This is a genomic window from Microbacterium sp. KU4F, from assembly GCF_056868075.1.
Genome location: NZ_CP200324.1, coordinates 109,731 through 134,190 on the forward strand (window position 1 = coordinate 109,731; position 24,460 = coordinate 134,190).

A 24,460-nucleotide genomic window follows, 5' to 3' on the forward strand; every position below is an offset into this window, starting at 1 on the left:
CCGCGCCGTAGCGCTTGACGAGGGCATGTGCCTGGAGCGAGAGAGGAAGCTGAGGGCCATGAGAGGCACACTACACCGTGTGGTGTAGAGTGGTCGGTGCAGTCACAGGAAGGGGATGCCGATGGCCGATGCCGGCCTCAAGCCCGTTCGAGAGGGCCAGGCGCACAAACGTTCCGCGATCCTGACCGCCGCCCGCGAGCTCTTCGTGCGCGACGGGGTCGAGCGCACCAGCATGGACGCCGTGGCAGCGCGCGCCGGCGTGTCCAAGCGCACCGTGTACGACTACTACGGTGACAAGCGACGACTCCTCCTGGGCGTCGTGGAGCAGGCGGGGGAGGCGGCGCTCGTCACCCTTCGCCGGCTGATCGACCGGCACCTTCCGGAGGTGCTCGCCGACGCCGACCGCGCCGCCACCGAGCGCGCGCTGATCTCCTTCGCCCTCGACCTCGGCCGCTCCCAGCTCGCCGCCTCCGACTACGGCGCCGCCGTGAGGCTCGTCACGGAGAACGAGGCGCTGCTTCCGGAACTCGACGATCACCCGCTCGAGACCGCGCACAACCGTGCGCTTGCCGAACGTCTCGATCTGCTGTCGCGAGCGGGCCTCATCGACGCCCCCGACCCCGCGCTCGCCGCCGATCACTTCCACGCCCTGACGACCCTGCGAGTGCTGAACGAGCCCGGACGGCGACGGGCCGACCTCGATCGCGTGGACCGGATCATGACGGAGGGTGCGAGCGCCTTCCTGCGCGCCTACGCGTCGAACGCGGACCGGACATGAACGACGACGCTCAGACGCGCGTCCGGCGTGCCGCATCGCTCAAGGAACGGATCTACGTCGCCTTCACCGCCCTCGCCGTGATCATCGCGTTGCGGGCTCACGATGCGCATCCGGATGCAGGGCTCGCGCTCGGAACGCTCGCGATCACCGTCGCTGCGACCGTGTGCGCGGTCTATGTCGCCGACCTCCTCAGTCACATGGTGGTGCACTCTCGGGTGCCGTCGCGTGCCGAGCATCGTCACATGGTGGCCGGCACGCTGGGCGCGGCGGCCGTCGCCCTGCCACCCCTCGTGTGCATCGGCCTGTCGGCGCTCGGGCTCTACGACGCCTCGACGGGTCTGCTGGTCGCGATGCTCGTCACGACCGCGACCCTCGTCGCGATCGGCCTGCTGGCCGTGCGACGCCTCGCCGTTCCCCGGCTGCAGCGCACTGTGATCCTCGCGGGGGAGGCCGTCCTCGCGATCGTCGTCATCGCACTGGAGCTGCTCTCGCACGGCTGAGCACCGTGCGGATGCCACCCGCCCTGGCCTGCCGGGCGTCACCGGTGGCGAGCTCCCCGCGCGCTGTCGTGAGAGCGGTCCCGGCGGATAGCGTTGACGCGTCCCTGAGATCTCGGGCATCCCGGAGGGCCGCCTCTCCCGTCGCGAGAGGGCATCTCGTCGTCGGCCCACCCGAGGAGCGCACAATCCCATGACGGACTTCATCGTCGATCTCGTGGCCGAGTCCCTGCTGTGGCTGCAGGGACTCGTGCTCGCCGGCCTCGTCTGTGGTCTCATCGTGTACGAGGTTCAGTTCGGGCGAACACTGCCCGTCGCGCTCTGGCTCGTGATCGCGCTCCTGCTCGCGGCGGGATGGCTCTCGGCGGCATTGGCGCGCCGGATGACGCGCACCTGGCTGGTCGCCTCCGCGTTGAGCGCGAATGTCGTCCTGTTCGTGGCGCTGCGGCAGGAGCTCCTGCCGCAGACATCCCTCACGGTCTTCGTGGTGGCCGTGCCGGTGCTGGGTCTGGCGTTGCTTCCGCGTCCTTGGCCCGCCGTGTCGGTCTTGCTGATGGTGCTCTTCGTCGTCATCCCGTGGGTGATCACGGGGGCGTGGCCCACGACTCTCTCGGATGTGTTCTACGACCTCGGAACACTCATCGCGCTGCTCATGGTCATCGTCGTCGCGGCCCTCGGTGCCCAGGCCTTGCGTCGCCATGCTGCTCGCCTGACCGCCGCGCACCGTGCGAGAGAGCAGGCGCTGACCCGTGTCACCGACGGCAAGATGCTCGTCGATGCCGTCATCGGTGCGGTCCCTACGGCGATCGCGGTCTATGACCCGGAGGGCAGGCTGCTGCTCGCCAATCCGCGTGCCCACGAGGTCGCCCGGCACGAGGGCTATGAGCTGGAGAGTCCCACAGAACCCGTCGCGACCGGCGTGGTGTTCGCGGCTGATCGCACGACGCGCGTGGGTCGCGGGGAGAGGCTCCTGCAGGCGGTGGTCGACGGTACGGAACTCCCGCCGACACTGGCCTGGGTGGGGCCGCCGGGAAACCAGCGTGCCTACATCCGCTCGTCGTCGAAGGTCGCCCGTCCCGACGGCTCGCCGCTCGGGACCCTCGTCGTCGCGGAGGACATCACGGAGATTCTTCACTCCGAGCAGATGAGGGACGACTTCCTGCACACCGTCTCGCACGAGCTGCGTACCCCCATGACCCCGCTCATCGGCCACCTCGACCTCCTCAGCGAACGTGTGGCCACGACGGATCCCGGCGCGCAGGAGCGGATCGACATCATCCTGCGCAGCGTCGATCGCATCATGACGCGCGTGTCGGAGCTGTTGACCGCTGCCGACATCCGCATGGAGCTTCAGGTCAAGCCGACGAACATCGCCCGCCTCGTCCACGAATGCGTGGATGAGGCTGTCCCGATCGCACGCATGCGCGACCTGACGATCCGGGCAGCCGTCGCCGACGACACCGTCGCGATGGCGGATGCGGGACGCATCCGCCAAGCCGTGTCCGAGCTGCTCACGAACGCCGTCAAGTTCGCCGTCGAGGGGACCCAGGTGCGCGTGCACTGCGATCGGGTGGGCGACGAGATCCTGATCAGCGTCAGCGACGAGGGGCCGGGGATGAGTGAGATCGAGCAGCATCGGGCGTTCGACCGCTTCTATCGCGCACCCACGTCGCACCGGAACGCCGTCCAGGGGTTCGGCCTGGGGCTCTCGGTCGTGCACAACATCGCCACCGCGCACGCGGGATCCGCCTCGCTCACGCGCAGCGCCGCGGGCGGCACGGAAGTCGCGATCCGCATCCCCGCGCACTGAGGGCGTCGCCCCCGCCGCACCGATAGCGTGAGAGGGCCGCGCCTCGACGGTGCGGCCGCTCTTCGAAAGGCCCGCCGCCCGTGACACCGACGTCGCTGACACCCGCGCAGCTCACCGCCCTTCTCGCACCGCTCGGCGAGATCTCGCACAGCGCACCGCTGACCGGCGGGATGTTCGCGACCACCTGTGCGGTCACACTGGCCGATGGCGCCCGCGTCATCGTGAAGGCGACCCCGACGGATGCGCGGCGGCTGTGCCGCTACGAGCGCGGGATCGCCGCATCCGAGGCGCTCGTGTACGGGATGCTCGCCGGGCGCGCACCGGTGCCCGAGGTTCTCATGACCGACTTCACGCGCTCGGTCGTGGACGCCGACGTCGTCGTCACGCGTCATCTGCCCGGACGTGCGTGGAACGATCTCGAACTCGACGCGTCTCAGACCGCGCGCGTGCGGCGCGGTCTGGGGGCTCTCATGGCCGAGCTGCACCGCGTGCCCGCCCCGGTCTTCGGATACCCCGCGCCGGAGGCGGGCATGCGGCGCGACGACTGGCGCTCCGCGATCACCGCGATGTTCGACGGGATCCTCCGCGACGCGGCCGAGTCGGGGACGACCCTGCCGGAGACGAGGGTGCGCGCCGCCCTGGATCGCCACGGGCACGTCCTGGACGCGGTCACGTCACCGGTCGTCGTGCACAACGACCTGTGGCCGGCGAACATCTTCCTCGACGACGATCTGCGGATCGTGGGAGTGATCGACACCGAACGCACCGTGTGGGGTGATCCGCTCTTCGATCTGGTCGGGGCGAATCAGATGGCCGAGGACGGCGCGGAGGAGCAGATCATCGAGGGCAACACGGAGGCCGGGGGAGTTCTTGCCGCCGAGCTCGCCTCATCCACCGGGCCGGTCCGCCTGGCTCTGTACCGGCTGTACTACCGCCTTATCCTTGCGACCGAGATCGACATCCGCGGGTTCGAGGGCGAATGGCTGCCGGAGTACCGGGCGTCGGTTGCTCGTCTGCTCGACGACGCTCTGCGCCATCTCGAGGCCGACCGACCGGCGGGCAGCCTATGAATCGCTGATGCGTCCAGTGCCGCGGGAATCCACGGATGAGCACGGCGCTTGGCAGGTGGTGAGGATGTCGCGGACGAAGTCGCGACATCGCACGAACAGTGCGGCCGAGGGTCGGCCCCGACGAAACGGAAGAGATCGATGGCAAGAATCACAGTTCTCGGTGGGAGCGGCTACGCGGGTGCGGCGGTCGTCGCAGAAGCGCAGCGTCGCGGACACACGGTCACGTCGGTGAGTCGCACGTCGCCGTCGGATCCCGTGGACGGCGTCGACGACGTCCAGGGCTCGATCCTCGACGAAGGCGTGCAGGAGAACGTCGTGGCGGGCCGCGACGTCGTCGTGGTGGCGCTGTCTCCTCGCGGCGACATGGCAGGCAAGCTCGAGGGCGTCGTGACGTCTCTCATCGAACGTCTCGCCGGCACCTCCACCCGTCTCGGCTACATCGGCGGCGCGTCGTCGCTGCTCGTCGAGGAGAACGGTCCGCGCCTGTGGGACGTGACCCACGAGCACATGCCGGCCGAGGTCAAGCCGGAGGTGCAGACCGGGCTCAACGCTCTCGAGCTGCTCACCTCGAGCCCCGAGGGACTCGATTGGTTCTACGTCAGCCCGCCGGAAGAGTTCGGTTCCTGGCTCGGCACCGCGTCGACGGGGCGCTACACGCTCGGCGGTGACGTGCTCCTGCGTGACGCCGACGGCACGTCCACCATCTCCGCCGCCGATCTCGCGCTGGCCATCCTCGACGAGATCGAGGACCCCGCCCACCACCGGGCGCGTTTCACGGCGATCGGCTGAGACGGAGGGCCGGTCTCATCCGCTGTGGACGAGACCGGCCTCCTCCAGGACGCGGCGGATCTCAGCGACGACGAGGCCCGGTTGATCGAAGAGCACGTTGTGCCCCGACCGGCGTGCCGACACGAGCCGTGCGCCGAGGCGTCGCGCCGTCGTGCCGTGCGCCCGGTTGATCTCCCGCCGCCGGGTGCGTTCGCCGAAGCCGGCCCGTGTACCGGTGATGACGCTCGTGCGAATGCCCCGGAGGGCGTCGGCATGCGCCGCATCCTCCCGCAGGGCGGACAGTGAGGGCAGGAACTGCGCCAGTTCGGGCACCATCGTCCGTTGCAGGTCGGCGAGATCGCGTCGCAGCAGTGTCCTGACCTCCACGGGTTGCGCGCGCAATGCCCGCCGTCGAAGCAGCGCGATGCCCAGGCGTGCGCCGAGCGAGGAGAAGCGGGGCGGTCGGGCCGCCATCCGTTCGGCGAGCGCAGGGGCGAAGTAGGAGTCGATGTGCTCGTCGGTCTGATCGACGAGCACGAGGGCTCGCACGTCCAGGCCCTGGCGCGCCGCGAGGGTGCGCACGATCGGCCCGCCCCAGCTGTGTCCGACCAGGATGAGCGGTGTCGGTACGGTCGTCAGCAGGGCCTCGAGGTCGTCCGCGAGCCGCTCGAGCGTGCGCGGAGCCGCATCCGCGTCGCTTGCACCGATGCCGGCTCGGTCGTAGCAGATCGTCCTGGCCATGCGGGAGACGGGGGGAAGCACGCGGCCCCACGCGGCGCTCGAGAAGCCCATCCCGGATTCGAAGACCACGGTCGATGGGCCCGAGCCCGCGCGACGGAGGCTGAGCGACCGGCCATCGGGGAGGCGGAGCGTATCCGGTTCTCCGAGCGGATGCGCGTTGCTCATGCGTCGGGAGCGGGGCGGCGGATGCGGGGAGCCGGCGGCGGCGGGACGGGCTTGGCGGCGACGATGTCCACGCGCCGGATGTGCTCCACTCCCCGCTTGCCGTCGACCACGACCGTCTCCTCGTCGACGCTGAGCAGTTCGCCCAGCGCATCCGTCGCCTGCCCGGTCGGGAGCAGATAGCGCACGACGACGCGCGCGCCGGGCTCAGGGAGTCTCACCATGCGCCGGGGGCGTAGTCCTTGAGGAACACGCCGAAGAGGTCCTCGCCGGCTTCGCCGCGCACGATCGGGTCGTACACGCGTGCGGCTCCGTCGACGAGGTCCAGCGGCGCGTGGAATCCCTCCTCGGCGAGGCGCACCTTGGTGGGATGGGGCCGCTCGTCGGTGATCCAGCCGGTGTCGACGCTCGTCATGAGGATGCCGTCGCTCTCGAACATCTCCCGTGCGCTCGTGCGGGTCAGCATGTTGACGGCGGCCTTGGCCATGTTCGTGTGCGGATGGCCGGGACCCTTGTACCCGCGGTTGAAGACACCCTCCATGGCGCTCACGTTCACGATGTAGGTGCGGCGCGCGCTGCTGGCCGCCAGCGACGGCCGGAGCTTCGAGATGAGCAGGAACGGTGCGGTCGTGTTCGCCAACTGCACCTCGAGCATCTCCAGGGGATCGACCTCCTCCACCCGCTGGGTCCAGGAGTTGACGTGGTCGAGATCGGGGATGAGTCCTCCCGCATCGATCGCCGTGCCCGCCGCCAGGCGCTCGAGCGAGCTCGACCCGGCAGCCATCGCCTGCTCCGTCAGCTCCTCCGCGCGGGCCGCAGCAGCCGCGAGGATGGGATGCGCGCTCACCGAGCGTTCGAGAGCCTGCGGGTGCTGGTCGTTCGTGTGTCCGAAGGTGACCAGTTCCGGAAGGGGACCGTCGGGCAGCGGCGCGAGCTCCGCGTCGACGAGCGGCTGATAGGCACCGGGGGAGCGGCGTACGGTCTGTGTCGCGTTGTTGATGAGGATGTCCAGCGTTCCTGCCGCCGCCACGTCGTCCGCGAGCCCGATCACCTGGGCGGGGTCGCGCAGATCGATTCCCACGATCTTCAGCCGGTCGATCCAGTCCGCCGCATCCGGAAGGCTGCTGAAGCGGCGCACCGCGTCGCGGGGGAAGCGTGTGGTGATCGTGGTGTGCGCGCCGTCTCGCAGCAGCCGCAGCGCGATGTACATCCCGATCTTCGCGCGGCCGCCGGTGAGCAGAGCCCGCTTGCCGGTGAGGTCGGTGCGCGCGTCGCGTTTCGCGTGGCTCATCGCGGCGCATTCGGGGCAGAGCTGGTGATAGAACGCATCGACCACCGTGTACGGCTTTTTGCAGATGTAGCAGCCTCGTGCCTTGAGCAAGGTTCCCGCGGTCGGGGTCGTGGTCGAGGTGCTGATCGGGATGCCGCGCGTCTCGTCGTCGATGCGATCGGGTGCGCCCGTCGCCGTTGCGTGCACCACCGCGCGGTCGGCGGCGGCGATCGCATCGCGGATCTCGCGGCGCCGCACCTTCTTGGTGGCCTTGAACATCGCCGCCGTCGCACGGCGGACCGTGACATAGTCCGGGTGGGTCTGGTCCACCTGCGCGAGCTCCTCCAGGACACGCAGAGTGGTGGCGAGATCGTCGGGATCGATCCCGCTGGGCTGCGGATCGGTGTGGGCAGAGGTCGCGTCGGGCACACGAGATTCTACGTCGAGCGCCTGTGCGGGGCTGTTAGCGTGCCAGGGTGACCCTCGCAGAACCCCGCCGCATCCACGTGTCCGCCGCGGTCATCCGCGACGCCGACGGGAGGCTCCTGCTCGTACGCAAGAGCGGAACGACCGCGTTCATGCAGCCCGGCGGTAAGCCGGAGGCCGGCGAGGATGCGGCCATGACACTTGTCCGCGAGATCCGGGAAGAGCTGGGACTCCGCCTGAATGCGGCAGACCTCGCCCCGCTGGGCACGTTTGCGGCGGCTGCCGCCAACGAACCGGGATTCGAGGTCGTCGCCGACGTGTTCGCCGCCGACATCCGAGACCAGATGCCGGTCGCGTCGGCCGAGATCGCCGAACTGCGCTGGGTCGGGCCGAACGAGATCGATCAGCTGGAGATCGCGCCTCTCGCGCGCGAGTACTTCCTGCGCTGAACCTCGTCGCTCGCCCGCCGCGAGCGGGCGAGCGACGAGGGCGATCTCACGCCTGCGAGCTGTCGGCCTTCTGTCCGCCGGCTTCGAGCACGTCACCGGCGGGCAGCTCCTGGTGGCCGCCGAACTGCAGGCGCATCGCTGAGAGGACCTGGTTGGCGAAGTGGTCCTCGCCGCGGGAGGCGAAGCGTTCGAAGAGGGATGCGGCGAGCACCGGCGCGGGCACTCCGGTATCGACGGCGGCCTTGACCGTCCAGCGGCCCTCGCCCGAGTCGGACACCCGGCCGGCGAGGCCGTCGAGGGTCGGGTTCGCCTGGAGAGCCGCCGCCGTCAGATCCAGCAGCCACGACGAGATCACCGATCCGCGACGCCAGAGCTCGGACACCTTCGCGGTGTCGATGTCGAACTGGTAGAACTCCGGTTCCTCCAGCGGAGCGACCTCGGCGGAGTGGCTGGCCTCGCGCGTTCCCGCATCCGCGTTGTGGAGGATGTTCAATCCTTCGGCGAGCGCGGCCATGATGCCGTACTCGATGCCGTTGTGCACCATCTTCACGAAGTGGCCTGCGCCGGAGGGACCGCAGTGGAGATATCCCCGCTCCTCGGGGGCCAGGTCGCCGGAGCGTCCGGGGGTGCGCTCGACGTCGCCGACGCCGGGTGCGATGGTCTTCAGGATCGGCTCGATGTGCGTGAACGCCTCATCGGGTCCGCCGACCATGAGGCAGTAGCCGCGTTCGAGGCCGAATACACCGCCGCTCGTGCCCACGTCGACGTAGTGGATGCCGGTGTCCTTGAGCGCCGCGGCGCGGCGGACGTCGTCGCGGTAGTTCGAGTTGCCGCCGTCGATGATGATGTCCCCGGGCTCGAGCACCTCCGCGAGCTGGTCGACGACGCCTCCCGTGAGGCCGGCGGGGATCATGAGCCACACGGTGCGCGGAGTCTGCAGCTGGGAGGCGAGTTCGGCGAGCGAGCCCGCACCCGTCGCGCCCTCGGACTCGAGGCCGGCGACCGCATCCTGGTTGACGTCGTAGACGACGCAGTCGTGGCCGTCCTTCATGAGTCGACGCACGATGTTCGCGCCCATCCGACCCAGACCGATCATCGCGAGCTGCATGGTGTTCCTCGTTCTCTTCCGGCGAGCGCGCCGGCGACGGCCGGCCCTATCGAGAGTCTAGGGATGCCGACGGCGGCGGGCGCCGATCGCGCGTCGAACGCGCGTCAGTCGTTCGACGAATCGAGTGCTTCGTCCATCTGACGCAGGATCTCGGCGCACCGTGCGACGTCTTCGGGGGTTCCTGAGAGCTCGAACTCGAACAGGATGGGGCGCCCGCTGATCTCGGCGAGCTCACGCGCGGCCGCCTGGTAGTAGGCACCGAAGTTGCGATTGCCCGACCCGATGATGCCGACGAGGCGCCGGCGGTTGACCGCCGAGCGCAGGAAGGCGCGGACGGGTGCGGGCAGGGTCACCTCGTCGGCGTTGCCCGCCTTGTAGGAGGGCGTCAGCAGAACCCAGCGACCCGGAGCCTCGCTGCGCCGCACCTCGGGATCAGCGAGATCCCTCACGGGGCGACCGTCGCGAGCGGCCAGGTGCTCGGCGAAGCGGCGCGTGAGGTTGGACACGGAGGAGTAGTAGTAGACCGGGATCTGGGTCATCCCCCCAGTGTCGCGCGCGACGCGGACGAGGCTTTCTCACGGCGCCGGGAATAGTCCGTCGAGTATCGGGCTTGTGCACAACATGGTTGAGAATTCACACATCTCCCTGGCGCCGGTTCCCGCGGCGGAGATCCGGGTTCAGGTGCAGGTGCCGCTCCGATTCTCGGATGGCTACACGACCGGTGCCGACGTGCTCACGTTCGACGGCCTCGTCGACGGGAAGGAGCACCTGCTGCTGGGCCTCGGCGACTGGCGGGGTGCGCTCGAGCGCAGCGCGCTCGGCGGCGACGCACCGCTCGTGCGCCCGCACAGCGAGTGCCTGACGGGAGATGTGTTCGGCTCCGAACGCTGCGACTGCGGCCCCCAGCTGCGTGAGGCCGTGGAGCGGATCGCCGCAGACGGCGGTTTCCTGCTCTACCTCCGCCAGGAGGGGCGTGGCATCGGCCTGTACGCGAAGCTCGACGCCTACGCCCTGCAGGATGCGGGGTTGGACACGTACGAGGCGAACCTGGCGTTGGGTCGGGGTGAGGACGAACGTGACTACACCGCGGCAGCGCAGATGCTCCGCGCCGTCGGCGCCGAGCGCATCCGGCTCCTCAGCAACAACCCCGACAAGGCTGCGCAGCTCGAGGATCTGGGGATCGGGGTGACCGAACGCGTGCGCACCGCGGTGCACCTGTCCGCGTCCAATGCGCGCTACCTGGCGGCCAAGCGCGATCACACCGCCCACGCCATCGATCTGCCCGCGGCGTGATGGACCCGGCGGCCCGCACGCGAGCGTCGCGGCCGACGCGGTCGCTGACGGATGACGAGATGTCGACGTGGCTTCCGCTGATCCGCCTCGTGCAGCTGTTGCCGCAGGCCCTCGATCGCAGACTGCGGGATGAGGGGGGCGTCAACCACGCGCACTACGCGATTCTCGTGACCCTCGCCGGACGCGCCGCTCAGCCGGCGACCATGACCGACCTCGCCCGCATCGCCGGTCTCAGCCGTTCGCGGCTCAGTCACGCGATCGACGCCCTCGAACGTCGCGGCTGGGTCGAACGCACGACCTGCGGCGGTGACGGCCGCACCCAGTCGGCCCGGCTGACAGACGCCGGCTGGGACATCCTGCGTCAGGCGGCCCCCGCTCACGTCGAGCAGATCCGCTCGCTCGTCCTCGACCGGCTCGACGATTCCGAGCGCACGTGCCTCGCCGCCATCGCCGCGAAGCTCGTCCCCGGAGTCGAAGCGGCGCTCTAGTCCCGCCGCGCGGCCTGGATTCCGCACAGCCAGCCCGGTGCGGAGGAGCCTGCGGGAGGTTGCTCGTCGATCTCGGCTCGCGTCAGCAGCCAGGAGATGAGCGAGTTCGAGTTCCACATGTCGCCGACCCCGAAGACATCGCGACCCCAGACGTAGCGGGGTGCGTGCGCCGCATCCTGGATGATCGCGTCGGTCACGGCCTCGCTCGCCTCGTGGACGCGGGGTGGTCTCGGGGCGAACGCGAGATCCGGAATGCTGCCGTCGCGCCAGCACCGGATCTCGTATCGGAAGAAGACGCTGATCCCCAGCACGGGTAGCCCGACCGGGCCCGTTGCGACGACCCCGCGTGCGGTTCGCGGCCCGCTCCACGCCGGTGCCATCTCGATGACGGACCGCCCCCGACGATCGGTGATCTCGATGGCGGCGTGGAGGAGAGTGCGCGCCGCGCGGCCCTCGCGGACCGCCGCCCTCCGCTCCCACAGTCCGCTCGCGCGGCGCACCAACCAGCCGCCCGCGCCGACGGGTATCCACCAGACGGCGAGGGTGCTCACGGTGTGCTCCGCACCGCCGACACGCTCATGGCCGCACCGTACCGGCGTCCCCTCAGGCGATGCGGCGCCGGCGGCCGGGAATTGGCGGGGCCTCCCCGGCGTAGCCTGGATGGGTGCGTGAGCGGATGAGGGAGGCGGGAGTCCGCTTCGTGAGCCTCGCTCCGCACCAGGGTGCTCATCGCGTCGCCCTGCGCGTCGCCGTCTCCGTGGCCGTTCCCTTGCTGGTTCTCTGGGCGATCGGCAGGCTCGATCTGAGCGTGTACGCGAGCTTCGGCGCCTTCGCCTCCCTGTACGGCCGGCTCGACGGCTATCGCGACCGTGTGCGCATGCAGCTCGCCGCCGGTGGCGTCCAGGTGGCGGCGATGGTTCTCGGGACCGGGCTCTCGGTCGTCGACGCGCCGGACACGGCGCGGGTGGTCGTCGTTGCGGCGCTCGCCGCCGGTGTCACGATGATCGCGCACGCCTACCGCTGGCATCCGCCGGGCGCGCTGTTCGCGGTGTTCGCCGCCGGCGCGTGTGCGACGCTCCCCGCGTCCGCGCACACGCTCGCCGAGGGGACGCTCGTGGGAGCGGCGAGTGCGGGCTTCGCCGTCGCGGTGACGGTGCTGATCGCGATCGCACGTGGAGGACTGATGGTGCCCTCCGCGCCGAAGGCACGCGAGCGCCGCACGGTCGCCGCCGAGATGGCCGTGACGGTGGGCGTGGGCTCGCTGCTCGCCGGAATCGTCGGGCTGGCGCTGGTCGGCACCCACTGGTACTGGGCGATGGTCGCCGCCGTCGCTGCGCTGGGCGGCGCGAGTACGACCGCGCGGATCGTGCGGGGCGCCCAGCGGCTGATCGGCACCTGTGTCGGCATCCTCCTGGCTGCGGCGCTTCTCATGCTGCCGCTGTCGCCGTTGGCGGTGCTTGCGATCGCCATCGCGCTGCAGGTGTGCGCGGAGCTCTTCGTGGGACGCAACTACGGACTCGCGATGGTCTTCATCACCCCGCTCGCCCTCTTGATGATCGAGCTCGCCGTGCCGGTCGACCCGGGCCTGCTGCTGCGCGACCGGCTGGTGGACACGCTGCTCGGTGTGGCTGTGGGGACGGCCGTCGCGGTCGTCTCGGCGGCGGTTCGCCGACGGCGGGCGCGGGCCTAGGCTGGAGCGCATGCAGCAGCGTCCGCTTGGCAACACCGGCAGGTCCGTCTCCGCTCTCGGGCTGGGGACGTGGCAACTGGGAGCGGACTGGGGCGAGGTCGACGAGACCGATGCGCTGGCCGTGCTCACCACGGCGGCGGATGCCGGCGTCACCCTCTTCGACACCGCCGATGTCTACGGTGACGGACGTTCCGAGCAGCTGATCGGACGCTTCCTCCGCGAGCGGGGCGCGCATGAGATCACGGTCGCGACGAAGATGGGGCGGCGTCTGCCGCAGGAGAAGGCGAACTACTCGCCCGAGAACTTCCGCGCCTGGACCGACCGCTCCCGCCGCAATCTCGGCGTCGACACGCTCGATCTGGTGCAGCTGCACTGCCCGCCCTCGAGCGTGATCGACGACGCGTCGACCTACGACGAGTTGGACCGGCTGGTCGACGACGGTGCCATCGCGGCGTACGGAGTGTCCGTGGAGACGAGCGCCCAGGCGCTCAGCGCCATCTCCCGACCCGGCGTCACGAACGTCCAGATCATCCTCAACCCCTTCCGGCTGAAGCCGCTCGACGAGGTGCTGCCCGCGGCCGCGGATGCGGGCGTCGCGATCTTCGCACGCGTGCCGCTGGCATCCGGTCTGCTCAGCGGTCGCTACACGAGCCAGACGCGATTCGCCGCCGACGACCACCGCAATTACAACCGTCAGGGCGAGGCGTTCGACCGCGGCGAGACGTTCTCGGGAGTCGACTACGAGGAGGGGCTCGCTGCGGCGGACGAACTCGCCCGGGCACTGGGGGAGGGGGTGTCTCTCCCGGCCGCCGTCCTGGCCTGGATCGCGGCGCTGCCTGGAGTCACCAGTGTGATTCCCGGCGCGCGCACGAGAGCGCAGGCGCAGGCCAACGCGGACGCCGCCGAGCTCCTCGACGGCGGGTTCGATCTCGATGCGTTCGACGCCGTCATCCGCGACGTGTACGACCGGCGCCTGCGGGCCGAGATCCACCCTCACTGGTGACCGCCGGCCGTCGCCGCATCGTCGCGAGCATCGCCGCCGCGGCCACGGTCGCGGCTGGGCTCGGTGTGCACCGCTTCGCGCCGGACGGTGCGCCGAGCGACATCGCGGGCGACGCGCTGTATGCGCTGCTCGTGTATCTGCTCGCCGTCGTGCTGGTTCCGCGCCGCGCGGCCTGGGTGCCGGCGGTCATCGCCTGGGTGTGGTGCACGACGATCGAGCTGTTCCAGCTCACCGGTCTGCCCCTCGCATGGGGTGAAGCCGCCCCACCGCTCATGCTTGTGCTCGGCACCGTGTTCGATGCCAGGGATCTCGTCGTCTACACCGTGACGGTGCTCGCGGCTGCCGCGGTCGACCGACTCTCCGGCGCGGCTCTTCGGCGCGCGAGGCGCGGGCGCGGAGCATGACGGGCATGGGGATCCGGATCGCTGTCGTCATCCCGTGCCGCGACGACGCCGAGATGCTCGCCGCGTGTTTGCGTGCGCTCGCAGCGCAGCAGCGCCCGGCCGACCGCATCATCGTCGTCGACAACGCGAGCAGCGACGACTCGGCGGCGGTGGCGCGCGCCGCGGGCGCGGAGGTCGTCGTGGAGAGCCTCGTCGGCATCTGGCCGGCCGCCGCCGCCGGGTACGACGCCGCATCCGCGGATGCCGACGTGATCGCGAGGCTCGATGCGGACTCGCGTCCCCACCCGGACTGGCTTCTGCGCATCGACCGTGCCTTCGCCGACGACACGGGTCTCGGTGTGCTGACTGGCGGTGCCGAGTTCTACGGTTCCACTCGCCTCGTGCACTACCTCGGCGAGCACTGGTACATCGGCGGGGGACGCTTCTGGATCAACCTCTGGCTCGGTATCCCCCTGGTGTTCGGATCGAACTTCGCCATGCGCACGGGTGTCTGGGCGCGCGTGCGAGATCAGGTACGTCGCGATGATGCGCGCGTGCACGACGACCTGGATCTCACGATCCACCTCCGACGCGACGACGGCGTGCGGTGGGACCGGCAGCTGCGCATGCCCGTCTCGTCGCGTCCTCTCGTACACGCGGGCGGGCTGGCCGAGCGTCTGGGCAAGGTGCTCACCACCTTCGCGGCGAGCTGGCCGCGCGGCCGCTTCCGCGCCGCCGTCCGCCCGCCGGTGCGCCCGCGGCGCCTGGGGAAACCCGCCGGTGCGAGCGGCTCGGGTCCTACGCTGGGCTGATGCACTTCACGTTCCGGGCGCCGCTGTTCCGATGGGAGGCGCGCCGGGATGCCGATTGGTTCTTCGTCGCGCTGCCCGCCGACGAGAGCGAGATGATCCGAGAGGTGCCGCGTCCGCCGAGCGGGTTCGGAGCGGTGCGGGTGGCGGTGGAGGTCGCCGGCGTCTCGTGGCGCACGTCGGTCTTCCCGGATGCGGGCAGCGGCACGTATCACCTCCCGGTCAAGCGCGCCGTGCGGGAGGCGGCCGCGGCCGGCGAGGGCGACGAGATCGCGGTCGAGCTGACGGTCCTGGACGCGTGACATGGACCCCGCCGGACTCGCGCTGCTGGTCGCCTACGGCGCTCTGGCCGTCCTGAGTGTCGCGCTCGCGGTGATCGATGTGCGCACGCACCGCCTTCCCAACGCGCTCGTGCTCCCGGCGTATCCCTTCCTCCTCGCGGCTCTCGCGCTGGCGTCGTTCGGCCGCGCAGACATGCTCCCGTTCGTCCAGGCGGTCGTGGGCGGCGCGATCGCTTTCGTCTTCTACCTCCTGCTGCGCCTCGTGCAGCCCCGAGGGATGGGAGGCGGCGACGTGAAGCTGGCGGGTCTGCTCGGCATCGCGCTGGGGTATCTCGGGTGGGATGCGCTGCTGCTGGGACTGTTCGCAGGCTTCCTCCTTGGGGGCCTCTTCAGCGTGGGACTGGTGCTCTCGCGTCGCGGCGGGCGTCGGACCCGCATCCCATTCGGTCCGTGGATGCTGCTCGGTGCGTGGATCGTGATCGCGGCCACCGCGCTGACCTAGGTGTAGTGCCCGGGGACGTTGTTTGATCTGGATGCCCTGATGTGACGAGAACCTCCCAGGCAGAGTGGAGCTGCTACCGCTTCCGCTCTGAACCGAGGAGGTTCTCGTGTCCCACGCTAACGCGGCGCTGACTCCGCGCCAACGACTCCGGCTGGCCAGGCAGATCATCGAGGATGGCTGGTCGGTGTCAGCAGCGGCCGACTACTTCCGGGTGTCGTATCCGACCGCGGCGAAGTGGGCTCGACGCTATGTCGAGCTCGGACCCGACGGGATGGTCGACAGGTCGAGCCGGCCGCACCGGCATCCGAACAGGACCCCGCAAAGCCTTGTGAGGCGAATCGTGCATCTGAGGATCCGCAAACGCCTCGGCCCGGTCCAGATCGCGGGGCGTCTGGGGATGTCGGCTTCCACTGTTCACGCGGTCCTGACCCGCTGTCGGCTGAACCGTCTCTCGCACGTTGACGTGCGCACCGGCGAGCCCGCCCGACGATACGAGCACGATCATCCCGGATCCCTGATCCACGTTGACGTGAAGAAGCTCGGCAACATCCCCGACGGCGGCGGCTGGCGTTACGTCGGACGCGCCCAAGGACGCCGCAACCGGGCCGCTACGCCAGGGAAGGACCGCAACGACTATCGGAACCCGCTGATGCGGCACGCATTCGTCCACACCGTCATCGACGACCACTCCCGAGCGGCTTACGCCGAAATCCACGACGACGAACGAGCAGAGACCGCGATCGGCGTCTTGCGTCGAGCGTCGTCCTGGTTCGCCGACCGCGGCGTGAGAGTCGAGAGAGTGCTCTCCGACAACGGCTCCGCCTACCGCTCCCACGCTTGGAAACACGCATGCGCAGAGCTCGGCATCACCCCGAAGTTCACGCGGCCCCGCCGACCGCAGACCAACGGCAAGATCGAGCGCTTCCACCGCACGCTGGCCGACGGCTGGGCCTACGCCAAGCACTACAACTCGGAGTCAGCACGACGCGCCGCCCTGCCCGCGTGGCTGCACTTCTACAATCACCACAGGCCCCACACCGCCATCGGAAAGCTCCCGCCCATCAGCCGGATCTCAAACAACCTGACTGGGCACTACACCTAGGGATGCAGCCGGCCGCTGTCAACCGAGGGGTGTCGAAGAGCGCGAACGCTAGCCTGGCGCCATGAGCAGCACGTCCGCCTCCCCGCAGCCGCTCGTCGCCCGCATCACCGCCTGGGCGCTGCGTCGCACGCTGGTGCGCGCTTTCCTGCGCTACAGCGAACGTCGCGGCCCTCAGCTCGCCGACAGCGTCACCTATCGCGCGTTGTTCAGCATCTTCGCCGCCGTTCTGCTCGGCTTCTCGATCGCAGCGATCTGGCTGGCGGGCAACCCGGCCGCGGTGAGCTCCCTCGCGGATGCGGTCAACTCCGCCGTTCCTGGGCTCGTTGGAACCGACGGCAGCGGACTCATCGATCTGTCGGAGATCAAGGCCCCCGCCGGTCTCACGATCGCGGGCATCGTCTCGCTCGTCGGCCTCGTGGGAGCTGCGATCGGCGCCATCGGCTCGCTGCGCATGGCCGTGCGCACGATCGCCGACACCTCGGGCGAGGACGTGTTCTTCCTCTGGGTGATGCTGCGCAATCTCGGTCTCGCCGTCGCGATCGCCGTCCTGCTCGTGCTCTCGGCCGCGGCGACCTTCGTCGGGTCGGTGTCCGTGACGACAGTGCTGTCGTGGCTCGGGGTCGCGGAGGAATCCGCCGCGGCGCAGATCGGTACCCGCGCCGTCGGGGTGCTGGTCGTCTTCGTGCTCGATGCGCTCGTGGTGCTGCTGATGTTCTGGACGATGTCGGGCGTCAAGGCGCCGCGTCGCGCGCTTCTGACCGGTGCGGCGGTGGGCGGCGCTGGCCTGACCGTGCTGCAGGAGCTGTCGGGGCTGTTCGTCGGGGGAGCGAGCTCGAATCCGCTGCTGACGTCGTTCGCGTCGATCGTGGCTCTGCTGCTGTGGGTGAACCTGTCCGCCCAGGTACTGCTGATCGCAGCCTCCGTGATCGTCACCCTCTCGCGCGAGGCCGAGGACCGGATGCGGGAGCGCTTCGGAGCGTCCACGTTCGCAGAGCGCCGTCGTCAACGCGCCGAGGATACGGTGCGCATCGCCTCCGAGGAGCTCCAGCGCGCGCAGGCCGCTGTCCAGGCGGAGCAGGACAAGGCTCTCGAGAGGGCTCAGCGCGCGTAACGCTCCACGAACGTCCTCAGCATGCGCGCGGGGTGCGTGACTGGGGCCCGGCGCACGGCGGCGAGCGTGGCGTCGAGCTCGCCGTCGGCGAAGTAGCCGTAACCCGCATAGGCGCGGATGCGGGTCGAGATACCCGCCACGTCGAGCTCGGGATGGAACTGTGTCGCGTAGACGTTGGCCCCGACGCGGAAGGCCTGCACGGGACACGTGGGTGAGCCGGCGAGCAGCGTCACATGCTCGGGCAACTCACGCACGGCCTCCTTGTGGCCGACGAACGCCTCGAACGTGTCGGGCATCCCCGCGAACAGCGGATCGTCGCGGCCTTCGGCGGTGAGCGAGACGGAGACGACGGAGATCGGCTCGGAGTACGTGCCATCGATCGTCGCGCCCTGGTGCACGCCGAGGGTCCCGACCCCGTAGCAGGCGCCGAGGAACGGCATGTCACGTGCGACGACATCGTCGAGCAGCGCCGACATCTCCCGTTCCACCCGCACCTGCACGGACGACTTCCGCTTCGGCGGATCCGAGGCGTTGAAGGGGCCCCCGCCGACGATGACGCCCGAGAGCTCGTCGAGGTCGAGGCGGGGCATCGGCTCCGCCTCGAGTCGCACCCGCCGAAGCTCGGCGGGTGCGAGCCCGGTGTGGCGGAGTATGAGGGCGTACTCCTCATCGGCGGGGCCGTCCTCGGCCCGGGTCGCGAGCAGCACGAAGGGTTTCACGTCGGGATTCTAGGTCACCGTGCGCGCCGGGTGGGCGGCGTCGTCCCGAGGTCTAGGCTGGGCCGCATGGCTATCGCACGACTGACCGGAGGCCCCCTCGACGGGCAGGTCATCCCTCTGGAAGAAGGCGTCGACGACGCGCTCATCGTTCCCTACGGCGAGGGGCAGCTGGTCTACCAGCGCCAGGCGGCAGACGCCGACGCCGACGGGCCTCAGCAGGAGGTCTTCGCCTTCGTCGAGACGACCGAACCGGTCAATCCCGACGAAGAAGACCGCAACGAGTGAGTGCACCCCAGGAGCCGACGCGCTCGATCGAGATCGAGCGCACCTACGACGCCGACGCCGCCACGCCGCTGCCCGACTGGTCGAGCCTGCCGGACGTCGCACGCATCGACCCGCCGCAGCCGCGTGACCTCGACGCCCGGTACTTCGATACGCCGGGCCTCGACCTCGCGCGGGCGAAGGTGGCGATCCGCCGCCGCACGGGCGGTCACGACGCCGGTTGGCACGTGAAGTCGAGCGCCGCCGATGGCCGTCACGAATGGGGATGGCCCATCGTCGACGACGAGCTGACGGTGCCGGATGCGGTCGCCGCCGCCGTCGGGAACTGGGCCTCCGGCCCCTTCGTGCAGATCGCCCGCATCCGCAACAGTCGCACGGCCTATCTGCTCCGCGACGCCGATGGCGGTGTCCTCGCGGAGGTCGTCGACGATCGAGTGCGTGCGAGCGAGGCCGCGACGGGTGTCGAGAGGATGTGGCGGGAGTGGGAGGTCGAGCTCGGCCCGGCCGCACCCGCCGACCCGGCCTGGCGAGCCACGTTCTTCGCTGCAGCCGATGCGCTGGTCACCGCCGCAGGCGGCGCGGTGTCCGCATCCGACTCCAAGCTCGGTCGCGCCTTGGGGCGCTGACCCGAAAACGGAGAAGGCGCCCTCCGAGTGGAGGGCGCCTTCTCCGTGAGATCCGAGGATCAGAAGTTGATCATGTGACCCGCGAGGCCGTGGAACGCCTCCTGCAGCGCCTCGGACAGCGTGGGGTGCGTGTGCACGTTGCGCGCCAGTTCGAGTGCGGTGAGGTCCCACTTCTGGGCCAGCGTCAGCTCGGGCAGCAGCTCCGACACGTCCGGACCGATCATGTGGCCGCCGAGCAGCTCGAGGTGCTCCGCGTCCGCGATCAGCTTGACGAAGCCGACGGGCTCGCCGAGTCCGTGCGCCTTGCCGTTGGCCATGAACGGGAAGGTCGCGACCTTGATCTCGCGACCGGTCTCGCGCGCCTGCGCCTCGGTGAGACCGAACGAGGCGACCTGCGGCGAGCAGAACGTCGCGCGAGGCATCATGCGGTAGTCGCCGAGCGCCATGGTCTCCGCCTTGCCGATCGTCTCCGCCGCGACGACACCCTGCGCCTCAGCGACGTGGGCGAAGCTGCAGCTTGGCGGTGACGTCGCCGATCGCGTAGATGTGCGGCACGTTGGTGCGCATGTAGTCGTCGATCGCGATGGCGCCGCGGTCGGTGAGCGCGACACCGGTCTTCTCCAGGCCGAAGCCCTCGACGCGCGGGGCGAAGCCGATCGACATGAGCACCTTGTCGGCCTCGATCGAGCTCTGCGCGCCGCTCTTGTTGTCGGTGTAGGTCACGGTGACCTTGTCGCCGGAGTCGACGACCGACTCGACCTTCGTGGAAGTCAGGATGTCGATGCCGTAGTTGCGGTACTGCTTCTGGATCTCCTTCGACACGTCGGCGTCCTCGTTGGGAAGCGCGCGGTCGAGGAACTCGATGATCGTGACCTTCACGCCGTAGTTCGACATGACGTACGCGAACTCCATGCCGATCGCGCCGGCACCGACGATGACGATCGAGGACGGGAGCTCGCGCGAGAGGATCTGCTCCTCGTAGGTGACGACGTTCTCGCTCAGGGTCACGCCCGGAAGCAGTCGCACCGTGGAGCCCGTGGCGATGATGACGTTGTCGAAGGTGACGCGCTCGGTGGAGCCGTCGCTCTTCGCGACGTCGATGGAGTGGTCGTCGACGAAGGTTCCGCGGCCGTCGTACTCGGTGACCTTGTTCTTCTTCATCAGGTAGTGGATGCCCTTGACGCGGCCTTCCGCCACCTCACGGCTGCGGTCGAAGGCGACGCCGTAGTCGAAGCTCACCTCGCCGGTGATGCCGAACAGCTTGGCCTTGTGGGCGAAGGTGTGGGCGAGCTCCGCGTTCTTGAGAAGCGCCTTGGAGGGGATGCAGCCGACGTTCAGGCACACACCGCCCCAGTACTTCTCTTCGATGACGGCGGTGGACAGTCCGAGCTGTGCGCTGCGCACGGCCGCGACGTACCCGCCGGGGCCCGCGCCGAGGATGACGACGTCGTAATGAGGCATGCGTCAAGCCTATCGCTCGGTGGAGTTCGAACGGCCTGCCGTCCGCTCGCTCGCCGCCTGCTTCTGCTGGCGCGCCCTGGCGCCCAGGAGCCACACCACGAGGCCGATCGCGATGAGCACGACGACGGCTCCGACGACCCAGGGCCAGACGGGGGCGGACTGGTCGGGGCTCGAGGTCGGTTCGGTGAGGGTCGTCATCGTCGGCTCGGGGGTCGCGGCGGACTCGGGCGTCGCTTCGGGCGTCTCGGACGGCGTCGGAGTCGCGGCCTCGGCCGCGTTCGAGGTGAACGCGAACTCGCCGGAGATCGGGTGGCCGTCGCTGGAGACGACACGCCAGGCCACCGAGACCGCGCCGCTGGCCGAACCGGTGAGCGGCTGGGTGACGACGTTGGCGCTGACGCTGGCAGCCCCGTCGGTCAGCGACGCGCCGGAGGCGTCCGTGACCTGGACGACGGTCGTCGACGCGTCCGAGAGCAGGTCACCGCTGAAGGTGAGGGTGAGGGCGGCGGGCAGCGCGTCGACCGTCGATCCCGACGCGGGATCCGACGAGACGAGCTCATCGTGGGCGAATGCGGGCGCCGTGCCCAGCAGTACCCCGCCGGAAGCGATGAGAAGCGTGGCGAGAGCGGCGACGAGCGCGCGCACGGGACGACGGCGAGAGGTCTGGGAAGTCACGGCGATGAGCCTAACGCCGCGTGCTTTCGGTCGGCTGTGCGTGGCGGCGCCGCGCGGCCGGGACGATGCATGCCGCACGCAGAATCCGCCTCCGAGGACGATGTCGGGCAGAGGGTCGGATCGGTTAGGCTGGATGAGAGGAGGACGACGTGGACGAGCAGTACAGGCCCCGGCCGGACAGCATCCGTCGCGAGAGCGACCGAGCCGTGCCGGCGCACGACACCACGCAGACCTTCGGGCACGACTCGGACCTGTCGTTCGTGCCGTTCGGCAGCGAGCTGAGCGAGCCCGAGCTCGAGGCGATCGAAGCGCTCCCCTCGGGGGCCGCGCTGTTCATCGTGCGCTCGGGCCCGACCGCTGGAGCCCGCTACCTGCTGGACACCGACGTCACCACGGTCGGCCGGCATCCCGACGCCGACATCTTCTTCGATGACGTCACCGTCTCGCGCCGTCACGCCGAGATCACCCGCGTCGGGCGTGCGTTCGAGATCGTCGACCAGCGTTCGCTCAACGGCACGTATGTGAACGGCGAGCGCGTCGACCGTGACACGCTCAGCAACGGCGCCGAGGTGCGTATCGGCAAGTTCCGCCTCAACTTCTTCGTCTCGCCCGCCGACCTTCCGGTAGCGGAAGGCTGATGGCGGCGGTCTCCGCCCGCGGTCGCAGTGAGGCCACGGGCCTGCTCAGCATCGGGCAGGTGCTCGCACGGCTGACCCCCGAGTTTCCCGCGCTGACCTCCTCCAAGCTGCGCTTCCTCGAGGTGCAGGGCATCGTCACCCCGCGACGTACCGACACCGGCTACCGCAAGTTCACGCCGAAGGACCTCGAGCGGCTGCGTCTGGCGCTCACGCTGCAGCGCGATCACTACCTTCCCCTCGTGGTCATCCGCGAGTACCTCGACGATCTGGATGCCGGGCGCGACCCCGCCGCTCCCGCGGGCGGCGTACCGCGTTCGATCGTGCCCGCCGCGCGGCGCTACCGTCGGGACGAACTGCTGCGGACCGCGGGCGCGGGCACCCAGCTCCTCAACGACGCCCTGAGTACGGGCCTCATCGTCGGTGGCGAGACGTATGACGAGCAGGCGCTGGCGATGCTGCGCGCGCTCGTCGCCCTCGATCGTCATGGCATCGAGCCGCGCCACCTGCGTGCCGTGAAGCAGAGCGCCGATCGCGACGTCTCACTCGTGGAATCCGCACTCGCGCCGCTGCGGCGCCGCACGGACGCGGCCTCGCGCGGGCGCGCCGCGGAGACCGCGCCGGAGCTCGCCCGGCGCATCGCCGACGTTCGCGAGGCGCTCGTGCGCGCCTCGCTCGAACGGCTCGACGGATGATCGCGCGACACGCCGAGTCTTCGACGCGGATGTCATTGCCGGAGGGGGAGGCCTCCTCTAGCGTGGAGGTAACCCGCGACACGAAGGAGGCGCCCGCATGACCGCTGGCGAACCGCTCGGCGAGATCCCTCTCGCTGCCGACCTCCTCTTCACCGACGGTCTGCCGCAGATGGACGACGAGGTCGGATATCGCGGTGCGGTGGCAGCGCGCGCAGCCGGCATCACGTACCGACAGCTCGACTACTGGGCGCGCACCGAGCTCGTCGAACCCACGGTTCGCGGCGCGTCGGGATCGGGGTCGCAGCGTCTGTACGGCTTCCGCGACATCCTCGTGCTCAAGCTGGTCAAGCGCCTCCTCGACACCGGCATCTCACTGCAGCAGATCCGCACCGCGGTCGAACAGCTGCGCGTCGCCGGGATCCGCGACCTCACCGGCACGACCCTCATGAGCGATGGCGCGTCGGTGTACCTGTGCACGTCCAACGACGAGGTCATCGACCTCGTCAGCCGTGGCCAGGGCGTCTTCGGGATCGCGGTCGGCAAGGTCCTGCGGGAGGTCGAGTCCACGCTCGTCTCGTTCGACCCGCAGGTGCCGGACCCCTCGGACGAGCTCGCTGCTCGCCGCACCCGCCGCACGGCCTGACCGCCGCCTGGCACCGCCCCACCAATCACGGGGCTCTCCCTGGGCATGCAAGAAGCGCCGCCGACCCTTCGGTCGACGGCGCTCACTCGATGGTCACTGCGCGGGCACGTCCTCGGGAGTGGCGATACGACCCGTGCGCATGATGCGATCCAGCAACGCGTCGAAGTCCGCGGCGAGTTCCTGGGCCGAGTCGCCGGGCCAGATGTGCAGGGGCTTCGCCGCGCCCTGCGCCTGCTGCAGTGAGGTGCGCTCGGGCAGCTGAGGGGAGAGCACGAGCGGACCGAACATGTCGCGCAGCTCCTTGATGCGGAACTGGTGCTCGATCGACTGGGGTCGGACGCGGTTGACGACGATGCCCAGAGGCTGCAGGCGCGGGGAGAGACCGCGGCGGATCTCCTCGATGGCGCGGAGGGCGCGGTCGGCGGCGGCGACGGAGAACAGTCCAGGCTCCGTGATCACGACGACGCGGTCGCTGGCGGCCCAGGCCGTGCGCGTGAGCGCGTTCAACGACGGCGCACAGTCGATCAGCACGAGGTCGTAGTCGGCCTCGACGGTGGCGAGGGCTTCTTCGAGCTTCCACACGTCGCGCACGCTCGGATGCGGTCCGTCGAAGTTGATGGCGGACGGGCTGCCGATCATCACGTCGATCGTGCCCGGGTGCACCTTGGTCCAGCCGCTGGAGGTGATCGCCTGCTTGACGACCTTGTCCTTGGGATTGGCGAGGACGTCGGCCACGTTCAGGCGGCCGGCGACCTGGATATCCATGCCGGTGGAGACATCGGACTGCGGGTCGAGGTCGACCACGAGGGTCCGCACGCCGCGCGCGAAGGCCGCCGAGGCGAGACCGAGTGTCACGGTCGTCTTGCCGACGCCGCCTTTGAGGGAACTGACGGAAAGGACGTGCACGCTTCCCTACGTTACCGTCCCCTAGGCTGTGAGCACACTCAACGATGTGTGAGGCGGCGTACCCGGCCGCCGGACAC

At 69.9% G+C, this 24,460-nt stretch carries 30 protein-coding genes and 1 pseudogene; 21 read left to right on the forward strand and 10 right to left on the reverse strand.

The window, feature by feature from the left end; all coding sequences use genetic code 11:
- Window positions 1-121: 121 nt before the first annotated feature.
- The 5 genes from AC1VNH_RS00540 to AC1VNH_RS00560 all read left to right on the forward strand — a co-directional run bounded on the left by AC1VNH_RS00540 (window position 122) and on the right by AC1VNH_RS00560 (window position 4,944).
- The gene (locus AC1VNH_RS00540; protein ID WP_483109435.1) at window positions 122-778 is read left to right on the forward strand and encodes a TetR/AcrR family transcriptional regulator; all 657 of its coding nucleotides are present in this window, start codon (window positions 122-124) and stop codon (window positions 776-778) included.
- Window positions 775-1,278, forward strand: a complete 504-nt coding sequence (locus AC1VNH_RS00545; RefSeq protein WP_483109436.1) for a hypothetical protein — start codon at window positions 775-777, stop codon at window positions 1,276-1,278. The genes AC1VNH_RS00540 and AC1VNH_RS00545 overlap by 4 nt, the downstream gene beginning before the upstream one ends.
- A 190-nt stretch (window positions 1,279-1,468) precedes the next feature.
- On the forward strand, window positions 1,469-3,085 hold the full coding sequence (locus tag AC1VNH_RS00550; protein ID WP_483109437.1) for a sensor histidine kinase: 1,617 nt from the start codon (window positions 1,469-1,471) through the stop codon (window positions 3,083-3,085).
- Between the two features lie 80 nt (window positions 3,086-3,165).
- Window positions 3,166-4,155: a phosphotransferase family protein gene (locus AC1VNH_RS00555; RefSeq protein WP_483109438.1), complete on the forward strand. Its 990-nt coding sequence runs from the start codon at window positions 3,166-3,168 to the stop codon at window positions 4,153-4,155.
- 138 nt (window positions 4,156-4,293) lie between these two features.
- Window positions 4,294-4,944 (forward strand): NAD(P)-dependent oxidoreductase, encoded by a 651-nt coding sequence (locus AC1VNH_RS00560; RefSeq protein ID WP_483109439.1) that lies wholly within the window; start codon window positions 4,294-4,296, stop codon window positions 4,942-4,944.
- Window positions 4,945-4,959: 15 nt separating this feature from the next.
- Here the strand turns inward: AC1VNH_RS00560 and AC1VNH_RS00565 are convergent, their stop codons facing one another.
- The 3 genes from AC1VNH_RS00565 to AC1VNH_RS00575 are packed head-to-tail and all read right to left on the reverse strand — an operon-like array spanning window position 4,960 to window position 7,525.
- Entirely contained in the window at window positions 4,960-5,829 is an 870-nt protein-coding gene (locus AC1VNH_RS00565; protein WP_483109440.1) for an alpha/beta fold hydrolase, read from the reverse strand.
- Window positions 5,826-6,050 (reverse strand): putative acetyltransferase, encoded by a 225-nt coding sequence (locus tag AC1VNH_RS00570; RefSeq protein WP_483109441.1) that lies wholly within the window; start codon window positions 6,048-6,050, stop codon window positions 5,826-5,828. Before AC1VNH_RS00570 ends, AC1VNH_RS00565 begins: the two co-directional genes overlap by 4 nt.
- Window positions 6,044-7,525: an SDR family oxidoreductase gene (locus AC1VNH_RS00575; protein ID WP_243228131.1), complete on the reverse strand. Its 1,482-nt coding sequence runs from the start codon at window positions 7,523-7,525 to the stop codon at window positions 6,044-6,046. The genes AC1VNH_RS00570 and AC1VNH_RS00575 overlap by 7 nt, the downstream gene beginning before the upstream one ends.
- 47 nt (window positions 7,526-7,572) lie before the next feature.
- Between AC1VNH_RS00575 and AC1VNH_RS00580 the strand changes: the two genes are divergently transcribed.
- The gene (locus AC1VNH_RS00580) at window positions 7,573-7,971 is read left to right on the forward strand and encodes an NUDIX hydrolase (protein ID WP_483109442.1); all 399 of its coding nucleotides are present in this window, start codon (window positions 7,573-7,575) and stop codon (window positions 7,969-7,971) included.
- A 46-nt stretch (window positions 7,972-8,017) separates the two neighbouring features.
- Here AC1VNH_RS00580 and gnd read toward each other — a convergent pair whose 3' ends face one another.
- Together gnd and nrdI are read right to left on the reverse strand one after the other, a co-directional pair.
- Window positions 8,018-9,079, reverse strand: a complete 1,062-nt coding sequence (gene gnd, locus AC1VNH_RS00585; RefSeq protein ID WP_243228129.1) for a phosphogluconate dehydrogenase (NAD(+)-dependent, decarboxylating) — start codon at window positions 9,077-9,079, stop codon at window positions 8,018-8,020.
- A 104-nt stretch (window positions 9,080-9,183) separates the two neighbouring features.
- A complete protein-coding gene (gene nrdI, locus AC1VNH_RS00590; RefSeq protein WP_483109443.1) occupies window positions 9,184-9,618 on the reverse strand; it encodes a class Ib ribonucleoside-diphosphate reductase assembly flavoprotein NrdI in 435 nt (144 codons plus the stop codon).
- A gap of 82 nt (window positions 9,619-9,700) precedes the next feature.
- On the opposite strand from nrdI, the gene AC1VNH_RS00595 reads away from it, so the two are divergent.
- Window positions 9,701-10,372: a GTP cyclohydrolase II gene (locus AC1VNH_RS00595; RefSeq protein ID WP_483109444.1), complete on the forward strand. Its 672-nt coding sequence runs from the start codon at window positions 9,701-9,703 to the stop codon at window positions 10,370-10,372.
- A gap of 59 nt (window positions 10,373-10,431) precedes the next feature.
- Entirely contained in the window at window positions 10,432-10,860 is a 429-nt protein-coding gene (locus AC1VNH_RS00600) for a MarR family winged helix-turn-helix transcriptional regulator (protein WP_483109445.1), read from the forward strand.
- Here the strand turns inward: AC1VNH_RS00600 and AC1VNH_RS00605 are convergent.
- The gene (locus AC1VNH_RS00605; protein ID WP_483109446.1) at window positions 10,857-11,411 is read right to left on the reverse strand and encodes a hypothetical protein; all 555 of its coding nucleotides are present in this window, start codon (window positions 11,409-11,411) and stop codon (window positions 10,857-10,859) included. The genes AC1VNH_RS00600 and AC1VNH_RS00605 overlap by 4 nt on opposite strands.
- A 113-nt stretch (window positions 11,412-11,524) precedes the next feature.
- Between AC1VNH_RS00605 and AC1VNH_RS00610 the strand changes: the two genes are divergently transcribed.
- The 8 genes from AC1VNH_RS00610 (at window position 11,525) to AC1VNH_RS00645 (ending at window position 17,741) form a co-directional block, all read left to right on the forward strand.
- Window positions 11,525-12,550 carry an FUSC family protein gene (locus AC1VNH_RS00610; RefSeq protein WP_483109447.1) on the forward strand — a complete coding sequence of 342 codons (1,026 nt, stop codon included), beginning with the start codon at window positions 11,525-11,527 and terminating at the stop codon, window positions 12,548-12,550.
- Window positions 12,551-12,560: 10 nt separating this feature from the next.
- Window positions 12,561-13,553 (forward strand): aldo/keto reductase, encoded by a 993-nt coding sequence (locus tag AC1VNH_RS00615; RefSeq protein WP_483109448.1) that lies wholly within the window; start codon window positions 12,561-12,563, stop codon window positions 13,551-13,553.
- On the forward strand, window positions 13,550-13,957 hold the full coding sequence (locus AC1VNH_RS00620; RefSeq protein ID WP_483109449.1) for a DUF2809 domain-containing protein: 408 nt from the start codon (window positions 13,550-13,552) through the stop codon (window positions 13,955-13,957). The genes AC1VNH_RS00615 and AC1VNH_RS00620 overlap by 4 nt, the downstream gene beginning before the upstream one ends.
- A 5-nt stretch (window positions 13,958-13,962) precedes the next feature.
- The gene (locus tag AC1VNH_RS00625; protein WP_483109450.1) at window positions 13,963-14,748 is read left to right on the forward strand and encodes a glycosyltransferase family A protein; all 786 of its coding nucleotides are present in this window, start codon (window positions 13,963-13,965) and stop codon (window positions 14,746-14,748) included.
- On the forward strand, window positions 14,748-15,047 hold the full coding sequence (locus tag AC1VNH_RS00630) for a DUF1905 domain-containing protein (protein WP_243228121.1): 300 nt from the start codon (window positions 14,748-14,750) through the stop codon (window positions 15,045-15,047). The genes AC1VNH_RS00625 and AC1VNH_RS00630 overlap by 1 nt, the downstream gene beginning before the upstream one ends.
- Window position 15,048: 1 nt before the next feature.
- Complete coding sequence (locus AC1VNH_RS00635; RefSeq protein WP_483109451.1) at window positions 15,049-15,528, forward strand: prepilin peptidase; 480 nt, start codon at window positions 15,049-15,051, stop codon at window positions 15,526-15,528.
- A 106-nt stretch (window positions 15,529-15,634) separates the two neighbouring features.
- A complete protein-coding gene (locus tag AC1VNH_RS00640) occupies window positions 15,635-16,630 on the forward strand; it encodes an IS481 family transposase (protein ID WP_483109452.1) in 996 nt (331 codons plus the stop codon).
- Window positions 16,631-16,691: 61 nt separating this feature from the next.
- Window positions 16,692-17,741 (forward strand): YihY/virulence factor BrkB family protein, encoded by a 1,050-nt coding sequence (locus AC1VNH_RS00645; RefSeq protein ID WP_483109453.1) that lies wholly within the window; start codon window positions 16,692-16,694, stop codon window positions 17,739-17,741.
- Here the strand turns inward: AC1VNH_RS00645 and AC1VNH_RS00650 are convergent.
- Window positions 17,729-18,460, reverse strand: coding sequence for a glutamine amidotransferase (locus AC1VNH_RS00650; protein ID WP_483109454.1), 732 nt, complete (start codon window positions 18,458-18,460; stop codon window positions 17,729-17,731). The genes AC1VNH_RS00645 and AC1VNH_RS00650 overlap by 13 nt on opposite strands.
- Before the next feature lie 66 nt (window positions 18,461-18,526).
- On the opposite strand from AC1VNH_RS00650, the gene AC1VNH_RS00655 reads away from it, so the two are divergent.
- Together AC1VNH_RS00655 and AC1VNH_RS00660 are read left to right on the forward strand one after the other, a co-directional pair.
- Window positions 18,527-18,745, forward strand: coding sequence for a response regulator (locus tag AC1VNH_RS00655; protein ID WP_137416704.1), 219 nt, complete (start codon window positions 18,527-18,529; stop codon window positions 18,743-18,745).
- On the forward strand, window positions 18,742-19,368 hold the full coding sequence (locus tag AC1VNH_RS00660; RefSeq protein WP_483109455.1) for a CYTH domain-containing protein: 627 nt from the start codon (window positions 18,742-18,744) through the stop codon (window positions 19,366-19,368). The genes AC1VNH_RS00655 and AC1VNH_RS00660 overlap by 4 nt, the downstream gene beginning before the upstream one ends.
- Before the next feature lie 59 nt (window positions 19,369-19,427).
- On the opposite strand, the pseudogene lpdA reads toward AC1VNH_RS00660, so the two are convergent.
- Together lpdA and AC1VNH_RS00670 are read right to left on the reverse strand one after the other, a co-directional pair.
- Window positions 19,428-20,829, reverse strand: a pseudogene (gene lpdA / locus AC1VNH_RS00665) (dihydrolipoyl dehydrogenase).
- 9 nt (window positions 20,830-20,838) lie between these two features.
- The gene (locus AC1VNH_RS00670; protein ID WP_483109456.1) at window positions 20,839-21,504 is read right to left on the reverse strand and encodes a copper resistance CopC family protein; all 666 of its coding nucleotides are present in this window, start codon (window positions 21,502-21,504) and stop codon (window positions 20,839-20,841) included.
- Window positions 21,505-21,653: 149 nt separating this feature from the next.
- Between AC1VNH_RS00670 and AC1VNH_RS00675 the strand changes: the two genes are divergently transcribed.
- From AC1VNH_RS00675 to AC1VNH_RS00685, 3 genes are all read left to right on the forward strand, one after another.
- Window positions 21,654-22,142, forward strand: coding sequence for an FHA domain-containing protein (locus tag AC1VNH_RS00675; RefSeq protein ID WP_374208965.1), 489 nt, complete (start codon window positions 21,654-21,656; stop codon window positions 22,140-22,142).
- Window positions 22,142-22,834 (forward strand): transcriptional regulator FtsR, encoded by a 693-nt coding sequence (gene ftsR, locus AC1VNH_RS00680; protein WP_483109457.1) that lies wholly within the window; start codon window positions 22,142-22,144, stop codon window positions 22,832-22,834. The genes AC1VNH_RS00675 and ftsR overlap by 1 nt, the downstream gene beginning before the upstream one ends.
- A gap of 97 nt (window positions 22,835-22,931) precedes the next feature.
- Window positions 22,932-23,477, forward strand: a complete 546-nt coding sequence (locus tag AC1VNH_RS00685; RefSeq protein ID WP_137416709.1) for a MerR family transcriptional regulator — start codon at window positions 22,932-22,934, stop codon at window positions 23,475-23,477.
- 93 nt (window positions 23,478-23,570) lie between these two features.
- On the opposite strand, the gene AC1VNH_RS00690 is transcribed toward AC1VNH_RS00685, so the two are convergent.
- Window positions 23,571-24,383, reverse strand: coding sequence for a ParA family protein (locus AC1VNH_RS00690; protein WP_307318734.1), 813 nt, complete (start codon window positions 24,381-24,383; stop codon window positions 23,571-23,573).
- Between the last annotated feature and the right edge of the window lie 77 nt (window positions 24,384-24,460).